Origin of the sequence: Pseudomonas petroselini (assembly GCF_045037875.1) — a bacterium.
Taxonomy (GTDB): domain Bacteria; phylum Pseudomonadota; class Gammaproteobacteria; order Pseudomonadales; family Pseudomonadaceae; genus Aquipseudomonas; species Aquipseudomonas petroselini.
Genome location: NZ_CP173614.1, coordinates 1,762,303 through 1,777,953, shown reverse-complemented (window position 1 = coordinate 1,777,953; position 15,651 = coordinate 1,762,303). Strand labels below are relative to the sequence as shown.

Here is a 15,651-nt window from a genome sequence, read left to right as displayed (position 1 = left end):
CGCACACAACGCTACACGGACTCCTACGTATAAATGGGACTCCACACCTCTTCTTCATAATTGCCGCCCCTGAAAATCCCTCTGTAACGAAATCACAACTCAGCAGCAAACCACCATTATTTCGAGGCACGAGAGGGGCTCATGCGTAAATCCTTCAACCATTTACACAATGTGTATATCAGAAGTTGGGATGATCAGGACGTTGAGGGTTATACCGAACTCCTCAGCGACCCCGAGGCAATGAAGTTCATTTCGGCCGGCAGCACGCGAGACAGGGCCGCTGCCATAAACGAAATATCAACGTTCAAAAAAGAAATTGCCGAGCAGAACTGGTCGCGCTGGGCTGTAAGCATTGGCCTGGACGGCCCCTTTATTGGTTATGCCGGATTCTCGAAAAAAGAGCATGGCATTAACTTTGGCAATCGTTTCCTCAAAAAATACTGGGGCACACCCTATCCCTTTATTGCCATCCACCTGGCACTTGAGTACGGGTTTTTGCACGTGGGTTTTGACCGCATTTACACACTGACCAACGTCAACCATCACCGTGCGCTGGAAATGAACAAAGCATTCTTGCACATGCCGGAGCTCACAGGAGAGGTGATGGAAACCGCCTTTGGCCCTCACACAAAGATCGACCTTACGTGTGAGCGCTTCAAAGAAATAAGCCCTGCCAACCTGGAGCGAATCAATCGGTTCTCACGCCGAATGAAAACTGCCGAGCAGAAAAAGCTGGCTTGAAAAAAACACTGCTGAGTAAGCCACCATGAACAACAAAGTGCCGCCACTCGACCCCCTTCACTCTATAGCAGGCCTGTGCACCCGAAAAACCTGGGCGTTCCCCAGTGTTCTACGGCAACTTTACCTGCCCTTCGGTTGTGTGCTGGCGTGTGTGCGCCTGGTCTCGATGATCGCAGTGAGCCTGATCGCCTGGCCGCTTCCAGTAGGCGCCAAGCGAATCCTGTATCGAGGCCTTCTCTGGATACTGGGCATTCGCATCAAGTGCGCCCTGTCACCGCGACAAATCTCAACGCTCACCAGCGGTTGTGTGGTGGCCGCCAACCACGTCAGCGTGATTGATCCGTTTGCAATCCTGGCGATGCCTGGAGCAACGCTGGTGGCGTCCAGCGGCTACAACCGGGTTGTCGCCTTCACGGCTTTGCTGCTGATCAAATGCGCGGGTGGGCACTTCTGGAACGGTGCCGATAAGAAGACCTTCTCCCGCAATCTGCAAAAGATGCGAACCAACCCCCAAGGGACCGCTCTCTACACGACCCCCGAAGCGACCATTAACAATGGCCACGGCTTGTATCGCTTTCGGGCTGGGCTGTTGAGCCGCCAGTTACCCGTCGTGCCACTGGCCGGGCGCCTGATTCTCCCGTTCGGCCTGGTCGCAAGCCCGCTTCATGCCTCCGCCCTGGCGAGTTTCCTACGCTTGCTGATGATGCCCTGGATGGTCTGCGAAATGACCTATCTGGAACGCCTGGAACGCGAGGAGCATCAGAGCGGGCAAGCGTTTGCCGACCAGATACAAGCACGCATCGCCCAGCACTTGGGAATTGCCGCGACCCACTGGACCCGAGAGGATAAGCACCGCTATCGCCAGATAGATGCGCAGGCACGCCGATGAAAGCGCCCCCTGCAACGCATGTCATTTTCGACTTCGACCAGACCTTGGTGAACCACGAAAGCACGCTTGAGATCGTCAAATCGGCAATTGCCGACAGCCCGAACGCTCAGGTAACGCTGGAACAACTCAACTTGGTTGTGCCCAAAGCCTTGTCAGGCCAAGCCAATATCCGGGAGTTGCTGTACTTGATGAAGACCCTGGCGTGCGTGCGCAAGCATCACGTTCATCGTTATACCCAAGCGATCATTGGCAACCTCGACCCAGCGCTTGTGCAAACGCTGCACAACCTGCAGCAAGAAGGTACACAAGTGCATATCCTTTCCGGCGGATACACAGAGTGGATTGCCCCCATTGCTCACTCACTGAATATCAACGCACAGGACGTTAAAGCCAACCGTCTTTTCTGGGCCGGATCACGCGCCGTGTGCCCGCGACCGTCGCCACTGATAAACCCCAGCAGGGGCAAGAGCAAGATTGTTCGGCAATGGCGCAAGAACGGCCGGCTCCAGGGAAGCGTCCTGATGGTCGGAGACGCTGGCTCCGACCATCAGGTGTATGCCGATGGCTGGGTTGACGGCTTTGTCTGCGCCGACTACTACACGACGCAGCCTATGCCCGAGATGTCCGGGCATATCCTCCGGGCTGACAGCCCGAAACAGGTTTACCCCCATCTCCAGGCCTTGATGAGGGCACTGCCTTGATTCCGGCAGGAAGACCTAGGTGATCGGCGCCGGGTTGAACAACGTAATGTCGTTATGCAACTTGTGATGCTCCGCCCACGTTTGCTTCTTGCCGCTGGCCACATCCAAGTAGAAGTGGAACAACTCCCAGCCCAACTCTTCGATGGTCGCGCGCCCGGTGGCAATGCGCCCGGCGTCGATATCGATGAGGTCCGGCCAGCGCTGCGCCAACTCCGTACGGGTCGAGACCTTCACTACCGGCGCCATGGCCAACCCATAAGGCGTGCCCCGCCCAGTGGTGAACACGTGCAGGTTCATCCCCGCTGCCAGTTGCAAGGTGCCGCACACAAAGTCGCTGGCCGGCGTGGCGCAAAAGATCAGGCCCTTGCCCTTGAACCGCTCGCCCGGACCCAGCACGCCGTTGATCGCGCTGCTGCCGGATTTGACGATGGAGCCCAGGGACTTCTCGACAATATTCGACAACCCGCCTTTCTTGTTGCCTGGCGTGGTGTTGGCGCTGCGATCCGCCTCGCCCTTGGCCAGGTAACGGTCGTACCAGTCCATTTCCCGTACCAGCTCCTCGGCAACTTCCTTCGTCTCTGCACGCGAAGTCAGCAGGTAAATGGCATCGCGGACTTCAGTCACTTCGGAAAACATCACCGTCGCCCCGGCCCGTAGCAGCAAATCCGAGGCATAACCCAGCGCCGGGTTGGCGGTGATGCCGGAAAACGCATCACTGCCGCCGCACTGCATGCCCAGGATCAGCTCCGACGCCGGCACGGTTTCCCGGCGGCGCTGGTCGAGCTTCTTCAAGCGCACCTCGGCCAGCGCCATGATCTGCTCGATCATTTCGGTAAACCCGTGGCTGGAATCCTGCAACCGGTACAACCACGGCTCGCTCAGGTCGACGGAGCTGTCGTTGTCGTGCATCACCTGCCCGGCCTGCAATTTCTCGCAGCCCAGGCTGATCACCAAGGCTTCGCCGCCCAGGTTCGGGTTGCGCGCCAGGTTACGCACGGTACGGATCGGGATGTAGGCATCCGTCGCCGTAATCGCCACCCCACAGCCGTAGCTGTGGGTCAGCGCCACCACGTCATCGACGTGGGGGTATTTGGGCAGCAATTCGTCCTTGATGCGCTTGACCGCGTGGTCCAGCACACCGGTAACGCATTGCACCGTGGTGGTGATGCCGAGGATATTGCGCGTGCCCACGGTGCCGTCGGCATTGCGGTAACCCTCGAACGTAAACCCTTCCAGCGGCGCCTGGGTTTCAGGCACCTCGGTGGACAGCGGCAAGCTGTCCAGCGGTGGCGCGGTCGGCATGCGCAGTTGATCTTCCTGGACCCAACTGCCGCGCGGAATCGGCGCCAAGGCGTAACCAATGGTCTGGCCGTAGCGAATAATCTGACCGCCTTCGGGGATATCTTCCAGGGTCACCTTGTGGCTCTGGGGGATGAAATCCACGGTCACCAGGCCGTCCGGGAACTCCGTCCCGGCCGGTACGCCCTGGTCATTGACCACGATCACCACGTTGTCGCGCTCGTGCAAACGAATCGAGCGCGGCGAGTCGGCATGTTCAATCAACTGCATCACACGGCCCCTCAGGAATGCGCTTCGGTTAGGTTGTTCAACTCAGGGCCCTTGGCTGGCGGCTCTTTGAGTACTACACGCTTGATCGGGCCAACGATGACCAGATAGCTGAACACTGCCACCAGCGCGTTGGCGCCGACGAACACCAGGGCCCATTTGAACGAACCGGTGGTGCTGATGATGTAGCCGATGACAATCGGCGTAGTGATCGAGGCCAGGTTACCGAAGGTGTTGAACAAGCCGCCACTGAGACCGGCGATTTGTTTCGGCGACGTGTCAGACACCACCGCCCAGCCCAGTGCGCCAACGCCTTTGCCGAAGAAAGCCAAGGCCATGAAGCCCACGACCATCCATTCAACATCGACATAGTTACACGCAATGATGCTGCTGGAGACCAGCAAGCCGGCGATGATCGGCGCCTTGCGGGCGAACGTCAGCGAATGGCCCTTGCGCAGCAGGTAGTCGGAAATCACCCCACCCAGCACGCCGCCGATGAAGCCGCAGATCGCCGGCAACGAGGCGATGAAACCGGCCTTGAGGATGGTCATGCCACGGTCCTGCACCAGGTACACCGGAAACCACGTCAGGAAGAAGTAGGTGATGCCATTGATGCAATACTGGCCCAGGTACACGCCGAGCATCATGCGGTTGGTCAGTAACTGGCGGATGTAATCCCACTTCGGACCGTCGGTTTTCTTACCCTTGCCCTTATCCTGGTCCATATCGACCATCGCGCCATTGGCGGCGATGTGGTTGAGCTCGGCTTCGTTGATCATCGGGTGCTGGCGTGGGCTGTGGATCACTTTCAGCCAGATCAGCGAGAACACGATGCCGATCACGCCCATCACGATAAACACATGCTGCCAGCCGAAGCGGTAGACGATCCATCCCATCAGCGGTGCAAACAGCACCGTGGCGAAGTACTGCGCCGAGTTGAAGATCGCCGATGCCGTACCGCGCTCGGCCGTCGGGAACCAGGCGGCCACAATGCGTGCGTTACCCGGGAAGGACGGCGCTTCAGCCAGGCCCACCATGAAACGCAGCATAAACAGCGCGACAACCGCAGTGGAGACACCGAACTCACCGACATAGCCTTGCAGCACGGTGAACAGCGACCAGGTGAAAATGCTCAGGGCATAGACTTTTTTCGAACCGAAGCGGTCGAGCAGCCAGCCGCCGGGGATTTGCCCGGCCACGTAGGCCCAACCGAATGCGGAGAAGATATAACCGAGGGTGACCGCGTCGATGCCGAGGTCTTTTTGCAGGCTGGAGCCCGCGATGGCGATGGTGGCCCGGTCGGCGTAGTTGATCGTGGTCACCAGGAACAGCATGAGCAGGATCAAATAGCGGACGTGGGTCGGCTTGGTCGCTTGCATCTAGAAGTACTCCCACTAATTATTTTTTTTGCGGGTAATTGTTGTGTGTATTGCTACTGAGGACCGCTTTATGTGGGAGCTGGCTTGCCTGCGATGCAGACAAGCCAGCTCCCACATAAGCGGGTTCCACAGGTGTTGCGTGTTACGAACCGATGTAGCTGGTTTTCACCACGGTGTAGAACTCTTGCGCATAGCGACCTTGCTCACGCGAACCATAGGATGAACCCTTACGGCCACCGAACGGAACGTGATAGTCCACACCGGCGGTTGGCAGGTTGACCATTACCATCCCGGCCTGGGAGTGGCGCTTGAAGTGGTTGGCGTACTTCAGCGACGTCGTGGCAATGCCCGCCGACAAACCGAACTCGGTGTCATTGGCCATGGCCAGCGCCGCCTCGTAGTCCGCGACGCGCACTACGTTGGCCACTGGGCCGAAGATCTCTTCACGGCTGATGCGCATGGCGGCTTCGCTGTCGGCAAACAGCGTCGGCGCCAGGTAATAACCTTCGGTATCGCAGGTCACCAGGCCACCACCGCTGACCAGCCGCGCACCTTCGCTTTGGCCGATGTCGATGTACTTGAGGTCCTGGTCCAACTGGGCCTGGGAAACCACCGGGCCGATGTCGGTGCCGCTTTTGAGGGCGTGGCCGACCTTGATCGACTTCATGCGCTCAGCCATGGCCGCGACGAACTGGTCGTGGATACCGGCGGTGACGATCAGGCGACTGGACGCCGTGCAACGCTGGCCGGTGGAGTAGAACGCGCTCTGTACGGACAGCTCGACGGCCTGCTTGAGGTCGGCGTCGTCCAGAATGATCTGCGGGTTCTTGCCGCCCATTTCCAACTGCACTTTGGCCTGGCGCGACACGCAGCTGACGGCGATCTGGCGACCGACGCCCACCGAACCGGTGAAGCTGATGCCATCGACTTTCGGGCTGTTGACCAGCACATCACCGACCACACGGCCGCTGCCCATTACCAGGTTGAATACACCGGCAGGGAAACCGGCACGGGAAATGATCTCTGCCAGGGCCCAGGCGCAGCCCGGTACCAGCTCGGCGGGCTTGATCACCACGCAGTTACCGTAGGCCAAGGCCGGGGCGATTTTCCACGCAGGGATGGCGATCGGGAAGTTCCACGGCGTGATCAAACCGACCACACCCAGGGCTTCGCGGGTGACTTCGACATTGACGCCCGGGCGAACCGATGGCACGTAGTCACCGGACAGGCGCAGGCACTCACCGGCGAAGAACTTGAAGATGTTACCGGCGCGGGTCACTTCGCCAATGGCTTCGGGCAGGGTCTTGCCCTCTTCACGGGCCAGCAGGGTGCCGAGCTCTTCGCGGCGAGCGAGGATTTCGCTGCCGACTTTATCCAAGGCATCGTGGCGAGCCTGGATCCCGGAAGTGGACCAAGCCGGGAACGCGGCGCGGGCAGCATCAATGGCGGTGTTGACTTGAGCAACGTCAGCCTTGGCGTATTCGCCAATGACATCGGACAACTCCGACGGGTTGAGGTTGACGCAATAGTCAGCGCCGGCCACCCACTGGTCATTGATGTAGTTATCAAAACGTTGAGCTTGAGACACGAATCTTCTCCTGACGCAAAAGGCCGCTGATTGCTCAGCGGCCTTGTGGATAATTTATTGCGGACCTTGCTTGTCGATCAGCGCGGCCAGGGCTTCGTATTCTTCCGGCAGCAGATCGGTCAGCGGGGTGCGCACCGGGCCTGCGTCATAGCCGGCGATTTTCGCGCCTGCCTTGACGATGCTCACGGCGTAACCGGCCTTGCGGTTGCGGATGTCCAGGTACGGCAGGAAGAAGTCGTCGATGATCTTGCCGACGGTGGCGTGATCGTCGCGGGCAATGGCGTGGTAGAAGTCCATCGCGGTTTTCGGGATGAAGTTGAACACCGCCGAGGAGTACACCGGCACGCCCAGTGCCTTGTAGGCAGCGGCGTAAACCTCTGCAGTCGGCAAGCCACCGAGGTAGCTGAAACGGTCGCCCAGGCGACGGCGGATCGACACCATCAACTCGATGTCACCCAGGCCGTCTTTGTAGCCGATCAGGTTCGGGCAGCGCTCGGCCAGGCGTTCCAGCAGGGGCGCCGTCAAGCGACAAACGTTGCGGTTATAGACCACGACACCGATCTTGACCGACTTGCACACGGCTTCAACGTGGGCGGCAACACCGTCCTGGCTGGCTTCGGTGAGGTAGTGCGGCAGCAGCAGCAAACCTTTGGCACCCAGGCGCTCGGCCTCTTGGGCGTACTCGATGGCCTGGCGGGTTGCACCGCCGACACCGGCAAGAATCGGCACGCTGGTGGCGCAGGTATCAACGGCGGTTTTCACCACTTGGGAATATTCGCTGGCAGCGAGGGAGAAAAACTCACCGGTACCGCCGGCAGCGAACAGGGCGGTAGCGCCGTAAGGGGCCAGCCATTCCAGGCGCTTGATGTAGCCCGCCTGGTGGAAGTCACCCTGGGCATTGAAATCGGTCACCGGGAAAGACAGCAGACCGTGGGAGAGGATGGACTTCAGTTCTTGTGGATTCATTATTCGAACACCCTGGGCGAAGACTTTCTATTGAAAGGTTGTTGTTGGTTTTGGTGATGTCGTACGTCATCGTACAACTATAAATAATTTCGTCAACTGCAATTCATCGACCGTTCGCAGATGCAGGGGCGGAACACTTCAAAACCGCTGTTCTTGACGTGGGACTTTTTTCCTCTATGCTCGCTAAAGCTGTATATATATACAGCCTTTAAGGAAGATTCCTACGACATAGCAAGGAGCTAACATGTCAGGTCTTGAACTCGCAGCACCCGAAAAAAAACCGCCCACCCTGCGTTTTGAAGGGGGTGAACACACCGCCATCGGCGATGACGCCCTGTTGCGCTTTGTCAAAGATGCCGCGCCGATTCCCGCGCGCCAGATCGAACTGCACCTGCCCAACGGACTGGCGCTGACGTATGGCCAAGTCATCGCCCTGGGCGGCGACTTCTATGGCATTCCTGGCCAGCCCATCAGCGATGGCACCTCCCCTGCCGAACGCGTGCAACGCTTTACCGCAGCTTTCAACTCCCTGGCCGTGCTGCCCGCCGCGCGCGAAGAAGCACACAAGATCCTCGCCGTGATGCAAAAGGAGATTTCTGCGGTCCAGCAGGCGGTCAAGGAGGGCAAGCAGGCCCATGAGGCTTACGACGCGCTGGGCGATACGTTGTCTGGAGAATGGAACCGCATCACCGGCGGAGGCAGCGCGGTGTCGGCGCTGATTCCACTGGGGCGCTATTTGAAGTTGGCGGCGGACAATGCCGACCACTTCGGCGAGTGGGCGCTGTCGGCCTACCTGGCGGGGCATACGGCGGCGTTGCAGCAAGCTGTCGTGGCTCACCAGACCGGCACCGATCAGGCGCTGGAACTGGCGTATGCCATGAACGGTTTTGCTGATCACTTTTTGACCGATCTGTTTTCGGCAGGCCATTTGCGTGTGCCGCGCAAACAACTCGCCGCGGTGGTGACACCCGGTGAACTGGGTTCGCTGATCAGCCGTTTCATGCATGACGAAGACAGCAAGTTCGGGCTCAAGGTGCGTAATGCCATGGGCGATCAGTGGCACGCCTATGGGGATAAGCGCTACTTCGACGCGATTGATGCGGACAATCGGGTGCAGGTCAAACGTGCGGTGCAGGCTTCGGCGGATGAGGTCTTCGAGACGTTTATCAGCGGTGTCGCGCCCTCCCCGGCCAACTTCAAGGCGCCGTTGTATGTTCCGGACCTGAATGCGGCGCAGAACCCGGCGAATAACTTCTCGCCGCTGTTCAAGATGGAGGGGGATAAGGTGCTGCGCCGCAAGGAGGTGAATGACCTGAACGACAAGCACTGGACAAATGATTGGTGGGGGTGGAGTACGTATTTGTTGTTGAAGGACTACAGGCCGAACAGCCCGCAGTCTTGAGGTGATCATAGCTCCACGTGTGCAAACGCGCGCGTGGGGCCGTTCGTCGCGACTGTTAATTCTGACAGTATCGCCAGATCACAGACATCCCTAACGTTGCCACGGACTCCCCAGTGTCCAGCCCGAGAGGACTAAACAGCGTAAGCGTCTGGAGAGGCAAACATTATTTTGGTAATCGATGAGGTGTGAAAATGGCGCACAAACCGATGCTGACTTTTAAAGTCAACGGAACCAACCAGCCCCAAACCCAAGAGGGTTGCGTAGGCGTTAACGAGATTATCGCGGTAGGCGATTTTGTTGTTCAAGACGGCACTAGGTTTCGTGTAATCAGCAAAACGTTCGTCATGGAAGATGATGTGACAGTAGTTATCGAGTACGACATGGAGCCTGCCTGAAGTCATCGCGCTACTGTCGCTGCGCCTCCGCCTCTTCATGGGCATGGCGCAGCCGCTCGCGGCTGTTGGTCAAATGCAACCGCATCGCCGCCCGCGCCGCATCCGAATCCTGACGCGCAATCGCCTCGTAGATCTCTTCATGCTCACGGCTCAAGCGCCCCATGTAGTGCTGCTGGTCGTCATGGGCCAAGCGCGCCGAGTTCAGGCGGGTGCGCGGAATGATGCTGGTGCCCAGGTGGGTCATGATGTCGGTGAAGTAGCGGTTGCCGGTGGACAGCGCAATTTCCAGGTGGAACGCAAAGTCGGATGCCACCGCATCGCCGGCGTGGGCCGCGCTTTCATTCAGGGCATCGAGCGCCGCACGCATGGCGGCCAATTGTTCATCGTTGCGGCGCAACGCGGCGAGGCCGGCGGACTCCACTTCCAGGCTGATCCGCAGCTCCAGAATCGCCAGCACATCGCGCAGGGTAACGACCGTGGCCGGATCGATGCGAAAGCCGCTCGGGCTTGGCGTGTCGAGCACAAAAGTGCCGATACCATGGCGGGTTTCTACCTGTCCCGCCGCCTGCAGACGTGAGATAGCCTCCCGCACCACCGTGCGGCTGACCCCATGGGCGTCCATGATCGCCGACTCGGTGGGCAGCTTATCGCCCCGCTTGAGTTGGCCGTCGCGGATCTGCTCGGACAACACCGTGACCAATTCCTGGGCAAGGCTGCGGCGCTTGCGGGGAAGACGAGGGGCGGTGTTGGCGTTTTCCATGATGAATCATCTTTCTCGTTGAGCTTGAACACGCATCATAGCCTATGGTGGTTGTACGATCACCGTCCGGGCACGACTTTCATCCCTATCCTGCGCGCAAAAAAATGCCCCGACACAGGTCGAGGCATTTTTTCGGCCTACCCGAAGGTCAAGCCCATCATTTCACCACCTTCAGGCTCGGCCGGCCGCTAGGGCGCGGTGGCTCGGAATCCGGTGGTGGCAAATCATCACCCGCTTCGCTTTCGATCGCTTCATCCTCCTCGAAAGGCGACTCCAGATCGAACACCATGCCTTGACCATTCTCCCGGGCATAGATGCCGAGGATGGCGCCAATCGGCACGTACAGCGTATGCGGCACACCGCCGAAACGCCCTTCGAAGCTCACCGCTTCATTGTCCATGTGCAGGTGACGCACCGCACTGGGTGATACGTTCAGCACAATCTGCCCATCACTGGAAAAACCCTCCGGTACCTGAACCGCAGGAAATTCGGAATTGACCAGCATGTGCGGGGTGCAATCGTTGTCCACAATCCACTCATAGAGCGCGCGGACCAGGTAGGGTCGACTGGAGTTCATCAGCGGCTCCTTAAGCCTTAGCGCATATCGCGTTCGACGCCAGACAGACTCGCCTGGAAAGCCTCACGCGCAAACTGGCGCTCCATGTAATCAAGCAGCGGCTTGGCCGGCCGCGGCAGTTCAATACCGAGAATCGGCAAGCGCCAGAGTATCGGTAATAGGCAGCAATCCACCAAGCTTTGTTCCTCACTGAGGAAAAAAGGTTTATCCGCGAACAACGGCGAAACGCCGGTCAGGCTCTCGCGCAATTCCTTACGCGCCTGCACCCGAACAGCTTCTTTTGTACGCGAATCCAGAATCGAATCCACCAACCCGCACCAGTCACGCTGGATCCGATGGATCAGCAGTCGGCTGTTGGCACGCGCCACCGGATAAACCGGCAGCAAAGGCGGATGCGGATAACGCTCATCCAGGTATTCCATCACCACGGTTGACTCCCACAACGCCAGGTCACGATCGACCAGGGTGGGCAAGCTGCCGTAAGGGTTCACTTCGATCAGTTTCGGCGGATGACGACCCACTTCCACACTGATGATCTCGGCGCTGACACCCTTCTCTGCGAGCACGATGCGTACTCGGTGGGAATAGTGGTCGGCGGGGTCGGAGTAACAGGCCAACCGGTTGGTCACGCCCATGGCGGTCCTCCTCGCTTGTTGAAATTATCGAAAGCTCAAAAACGAGCGCGCCCAGGGAGCATCCCTGTAACGCCTGATAGAACCAGACCGCTACGTATTCAGAGATGCCGCTGGGCGCGCAAGATTAACAGCAATTGCTTACGGTTGGATCAATGCACATCCTTCCAGTATTCGCGTTTGAGCAGATAGGCGAATACGAAGAAGAAGGCCAGGTACAGCAACACATACGTACCGATGCGCTGATGCTGCAGTTTGACCGGGTTGGCGGAGTAGGCCAGGAAGGTCACAAGGTTCTTGACCTTCTCGTCGAACTGCTCGTCCGTCAACGAACCTGGGGTTTCTATCTTCAGTTGATCGCACGCTTCATGAGTCAAAGGTGTGCCGGTCAACGGATCGTATTGCTTCTTGCCGTCTTCAACGACCTGGATCTGCTTGCATCCTACCACTTGCTTGCCTTGCAGGCCGACCAGAACGTTAGGCATGCCGACATTCGGGAACACACGGTTGTTCACGCCATAAGGGCGCGCCGGGTCCTCGTAGAAGGATTTCAGGTAGCCGTAAAGCCAGTCGGTGCCGCGTACACGTGCCACCAGAGTCAAGTCAGGCGGTGCTGCGCCGAACCAGGTCTTGGCGTCGGCAGGCTTCATGCCGATGTTCATGTGGTCACCGATCTTGGCACCGGTGAACACCAGCTTCTCCAGCATCATTTCATGGGGGATACCGAGGTCATCGGCCACCCGCTCGTAACGCTGGAACTTGGCGCTGTGGCAGCCCATGCAATAGTTGGCGAACGTACGCGCGCCGTCTTGCATAGCCGCCTTGTCAGACACGTCGATATCGACTTTTTCCAGTTCCGGGCCGCCGTGCTCGGCAGCGAAGGACAGTAGCGGCAGGGCCGCAAGCATCAATGCAACGAATAACTTTTTCATCAGCCAGTCACCCTTTCCGGAACCGGTTTGGTCTTCTCGAGCCGGGTGTAGAACGGCATCAGAATGAAGTAGGCGAAGTACAGGAAGGTGCAGACCTGCGACAACAACGTACGCTCTGGGGTCGGCGCCAATACGCCCAGCACGCCCAGGATCACGAACGCAATGCAGAACACCCACAGCCAGATCTTGCTCAGCCAGCCTTTGTAGCGCATGGACTTGACCGGGCTGCGGTCGAGCCAAGGCAGCACGAACAGCACCGCAATGGCCGCCCCCATGGCGATCACGCCCATGAGTTTGTCGGGGATTGCGCGCAAGATCGCGTAGAACGGCGTGAAATACCAGACCGGTGCAATATGCTCAGGCGTCTTGAAGGCGTTGGCTTGTTCGAAGTTCGGCTTCTCGAGGAAATAACCGCCCATCTCCGGGAAAAAGAACACGATCGAGCAGAACACGAACAGGAATACCACCACGCCGACAATGTCTTTCACGGTGTAGTAAGGGTGGAACGGAATGCCATCCAGCGGGATGCCGTTTTCATCCTTGTGCTTCTTGATGTCGACGCCGTCAGGGTTGTTGGAACCCACTTCGTGCAGGGCCAGGATGTGCAGCACCACCAGGCCGAGGATCACGATTGGCAAGGCCACCACGTGCAGGGCGAAGAAGCGGTTCAGGGTGATGCCGGAGATCAGGTAGTCACCACGGATCCACTGGGTCAGGTCATTGCCGATCACCGGGATCGCACCGAACAGCGAGATGATCACCTGGGCGCCCCAGTACGACATCTGGCCCCACGGCAGCAGGTAGCCCATGAAGGCTTCCGCCATCAGCGCCAGGTAGATCAGCATGCCGAACACCCACACCAGCTCGCGGGGCTTCTGGTACGAGCCGTAGAGCAGGCCACGGAACATGTGCAGGTAGACGACGATAAAGAACGCCGACGCGCCGGTGGAGTGCAGCAGGCGCAGGATCGAGCCGTACTCGACGTCACGCATGATGTATTCGACCGAGGCAAACGCCTCTTCCGCCGACGGCGTATAGCTCATCGTCAACCACACCCCGGTGACGATCTGGTTGACCAGCACCAGCAGTGCCAGGGAGCCGAAGAAGTAGAAGAAGTTGAAGTTCTTCGGCGCGTAATATTTGCTGAGATGGTCTTCCCACATTTTAGTGGCGGGGAAGCGCGCATCCACCCAATCCATGAACTTGCTCATCACGCGTTCTCCTTGTCGAGGCCAATGACAATGATGTCGTCAGATTCGTAGTTGTGCGGAGGAACCGGCAAGTTCAACGGAGCAGGCTGGGACTTGTAGACACGGCCGGCGAGGTCGTAGTGGGAGCCGTGGCAGGGGCAGAAGTAACCGCCGACCCAGTCCTTGCCCAGATCGACCGGGGCCACTTCCGGGCGAAAGGTAGGCGAGCAACCCAGGTGGGTACAAAGACCGACCAGCAGCAGGATCTCTGGCTTGATCGAACGCACTTCGTTCTTGGCGTAGGCGGGCTGGTCGGAATTCTCAGATTTGGGGTCAGACAGCTGGCCTTCGATCTTTTTCAGATTCCCCAGGATTTCCTCGGTACGACGAACAATGAAGACCGGCTGACCGCGCCATTCAGCAATCATCTGCTGCCCTGGCTCGATCTTGCTGATATTCACCTTCACCGGTGCACCTGCGGCTTTCGCCTTGGCACTGGGAAACCATGACCCCACGAACGGGACCGCAGCCCCCACCGCTCCTGCAGCACCCACCACGGATGTGGCTGCTACCAAGAAGCGACGCCGGCCTGCATTCACGCCGTCATTGCTCATTCAGTCCTCTCCCATCAGCTTTTTTGGCCTGTTAAATCAGGCGTCTACTAAGTGTTGAATCTTTACTTATAAAAATTTTGCCGAATGGTAATGAAAAGCCCCACGTATGACAAGGGAATTGCCCTGGGCTCAGCCTCCAGGCCTTGTAGTATAGGGGGTCTACGGATGTGGCAAGTTGTCACGGCGAAATTTGTGTATAAATCGCAGGCAATAAAAAACGCCCAGCTCCGTGAGGAGGCTGGGCGTTTTTGTGGAACGTAAAGCGAATTAACGCTTCGAGTACTGCGGACGCTTACGCGCTTTACGCAGACCGACTTTCTTACGTTCAACTTCACGGGCATCACGAGTCACGAAGCCAGCTTTGCGCAGAGCGCCACGCAGGGTTTCGTCGTACTGCATCAGAGCGCGAGTGATACCGTGGCGGATTGCGCCAGCTTGACCACTTACACCGCCACCGATAACGGTGACGTAGATGTCGAACTTTTCAACTGTCTCGGTCAGTTCCAGCGGCTGACGAACTACCATGCGGGCAGTTTCGCGGCCGAAGAAGTTGTCCAGAGTGCGGTTGTTGATCGAGATGTTACCAGTGCCCGGACGCAGGAAAACGCGTGCGGTTGCGGTTTTGCGACGGCCAGTGCCGTAATTTTGAGTCGCCGACATAATGAACTATTCCGTTAAAACTTCAGTTCTTGGGGCTGCTGAGCAGCATGAGGGTGTACAGCGCCCGCATAGACTTTCAGCTTGCGAAACATATCGCGACCCAGTGGGCCCTTAGGCAGCATGCCTTTGACCGCGATTTCGATCGGGGCTTCAGGCTTCTTGGCAATCAGGCCTTCGAAATTGGAAGACTTGATACCGCCTGGGAAACCGGAGTGACGGTAGTACATTTTGTCGCTTGCTTTGTTGCCGGTTACACGAACCTGCTCAGCGTTGATGATCACGATGTAGTCACCGGTGTCAACGTGAGGGGTGTACTCAGGCTTGTGCTTGCCACGCAGACGGCTGGCGACTTCAGTGGCCAGACGACCCAGGGTCTGACCAGCGGCGTCGACGACAAACCAGTCGCGCTGAACTGTTTCCGGTTTTGCAGTAAAAGTTGTCATTCTTTAATAGCCTCAGGGGCCGCCCTGTAAATTAGACGGCGGATCTTACTGAATAGTGCGTACTTTGACAAGTCAAAGGCAGCCGGATACAGACGCTATCGGGGGCTCGGGTCGGCGCGTCCGTTCAACGGCAAGATTCTTCGGCAGGCGGCGCATCACTTCCACTGCAGAAAGAGGTGGGCAATTATGCAGATTGCGAAAAAAAATTCAACCTGC

Annotated in this window: 17 protein-coding genes; 5 read left to right on the top strand and 12 right to left on the bottom strand. The window is 58.3% G+C overall.

What is annotated here, in order from left to right; genetic code table 11:
- Positions 1-141 precede the first annotated feature (141 nt).
- The 3 genes from ACI512_RS08280 to ACI512_RS08270 are packed head-to-tail and all read left to right on the top strand — an operon-like array spanning position 142 to position 2,331.
- Positions 142-741: a GNAT family N-acetyltransferase gene (locus ACI512_RS08280; RefSeq protein ID WP_012722216.1), complete on the top strand. Its 600-nt coding sequence runs from the start codon at positions 142-144 to the stop codon at positions 739-741.
- A 25-nt stretch (positions 742-766) separates the two neighbouring features.
- On the top strand, positions 767-1,630 hold the full coding sequence (locus ACI512_RS08275) for a 1-acyl-sn-glycerol-3-phosphate acyltransferase (protein ID WP_405121733.1): 864 nt from the start codon (positions 767-769) through the stop codon (positions 1,628-1,630).
- Positions 1,627-2,331, top strand: a complete 705-nt coding sequence (locus tag ACI512_RS08270) for an HAD-IB family phosphatase (RefSeq protein ID WP_236378569.1) — start codon at positions 1,627-1,629, stop codon at positions 2,329-2,331. Before ACI512_RS08275 ends, ACI512_RS08270 begins: the two co-directional genes overlap by 4 nt.
- Before the next feature lie 15 nt (positions 2,332-2,346).
- On the opposite strand, the gene garD is transcribed toward ACI512_RS08270, so the two are convergent.
- The 4 genes from garD to kdgD all read right to left on the bottom strand — a co-directional run bounded on the left by garD (position 2,347) and on the right by kdgD (position 7,830).
- Positions 2,347-3,900: a galactarate dehydratase gene (gene garD, locus ACI512_RS08265; RefSeq protein ID WP_043204782.1), complete on the bottom strand. Its 1,554-nt coding sequence runs from the start codon at positions 3,898-3,900 to the stop codon at positions 2,347-2,349.
- Between the two features lie 11 nt (positions 3,901-3,911).
- Positions 3,912-5,276, bottom strand: coding sequence for an MFS transporter (locus ACI512_RS08260; RefSeq protein WP_012722212.1), 1,365 nt, complete (start codon positions 5,274-5,276; stop codon positions 3,912-3,914).
- Positions 5,277-5,418: 142 nt separating this feature from the next.
- Complete coding sequence (locus ACI512_RS08255; RefSeq protein ID WP_405121732.1) at positions 5,419-6,864, bottom strand: aldehyde dehydrogenase family protein; 1,446 nt, start codon at positions 6,862-6,864, stop codon at positions 5,419-5,421.
- Positions 6,865-6,918: 54 nt separating this feature from the next.
- A complete protein-coding gene (gene kdgD, locus ACI512_RS08250; RefSeq protein WP_012722210.1) occupies positions 6,919-7,830 on the bottom strand; it encodes a 5-dehydro-4-deoxyglucarate dehydratase in 912 nt (303 codons plus the stop codon).
- 244 nt (positions 7,831-8,074) lie between these two features.
- On the opposite strand from kdgD, the gene ACI512_RS08245 reads away from it, so the two are divergent.
- Positions 8,075-9,232, top strand: coding sequence for a phospholipase (locus ACI512_RS08245; protein WP_236378571.1), 1,158 nt, complete (start codon positions 8,075-8,077; stop codon positions 9,230-9,232).
- Positions 9,233-9,423: 191 nt separating this feature from the next.
- Complete coding sequence (locus tag ACI512_RS08240; protein ID WP_064054755.1) at positions 9,424-9,627, top strand: hypothetical protein; 204 nt, start codon at positions 9,424-9,426, stop codon at positions 9,625-9,627.
- 10 nt (positions 9,628-9,637) lie between these two features.
- Here the strand turns inward: ACI512_RS08240 and ACI512_RS08235 are convergent, their stop codons facing one another.
- From ACI512_RS08235 to rplM, 8 genes are all read right to left on the bottom strand, one after another.
- Positions 9,638-10,387, bottom strand: a complete 750-nt coding sequence (locus ACI512_RS08235; RefSeq protein ID WP_064054754.1) for a FadR/GntR family transcriptional regulator — start codon at positions 10,385-10,387, stop codon at positions 9,638-9,640.
- A gap of 157 nt (positions 10,388-10,544) precedes the next feature.
- Complete coding sequence (locus ACI512_RS08230; protein ID WP_012722207.1) at positions 10,545-10,964, bottom strand: ClpXP protease specificity-enhancing factor; 420 nt, start codon at positions 10,962-10,964, stop codon at positions 10,545-10,547.
- A gap of 17 nt (positions 10,965-10,981) precedes the next feature.
- Entirely contained in the window at positions 10,982-11,599 is a 618-nt protein-coding gene (locus ACI512_RS08225; protein WP_012722206.1) for a glutathione S-transferase N-terminal domain-containing protein, read from the bottom strand.
- A 149-nt stretch (positions 11,600-11,748) separates the two neighbouring features.
- Entirely contained in the window at positions 11,749-12,528 is a 780-nt protein-coding gene (locus ACI512_RS08220; protein ID WP_012722205.1) for a cytochrome c1, read from the bottom strand.
- A complete protein-coding gene (locus ACI512_RS08215; protein ID WP_003171746.1) occupies positions 12,528-13,739 on the bottom strand; it encodes a cytochrome bc complex cytochrome b subunit in 1,212 nt (403 codons plus the stop codon). Before ACI512_RS08215 ends, ACI512_RS08220 begins: the two co-directional genes overlap by 1 nt.
- Positions 13,739-14,332 (bottom strand): ubiquinol-cytochrome c reductase iron-sulfur subunit, encoded by a 594-nt coding sequence (gene petA / locus ACI512_RS08210; protein WP_012722203.1) that lies wholly within the window; start codon positions 14,330-14,332, stop codon positions 13,739-13,741. Before petA ends, ACI512_RS08215 begins: the two co-directional genes overlap by 1 nt.
- A 267-nt stretch (positions 14,333-14,599) precedes the next feature.
- Positions 14,600-14,992 (bottom strand): 30S ribosomal protein S9, encoded by a 393-nt coding sequence (rpsI, locus tag ACI512_RS08205; protein ID WP_003171743.1) that lies wholly within the window; start codon positions 14,990-14,992, stop codon positions 14,600-14,602.
- A 14-nt stretch (positions 14,993-15,006) separates the two neighbouring features.
- Positions 15,007-15,435: a 50S ribosomal protein L13 gene (gene rplM / locus ACI512_RS08200; protein WP_003188508.1), complete on the bottom strand. Its 429-nt coding sequence runs from the start codon at positions 15,433-15,435 to the stop codon at positions 15,007-15,009.
- Positions 15,436-15,651 lie beyond the last annotated feature (216 nt).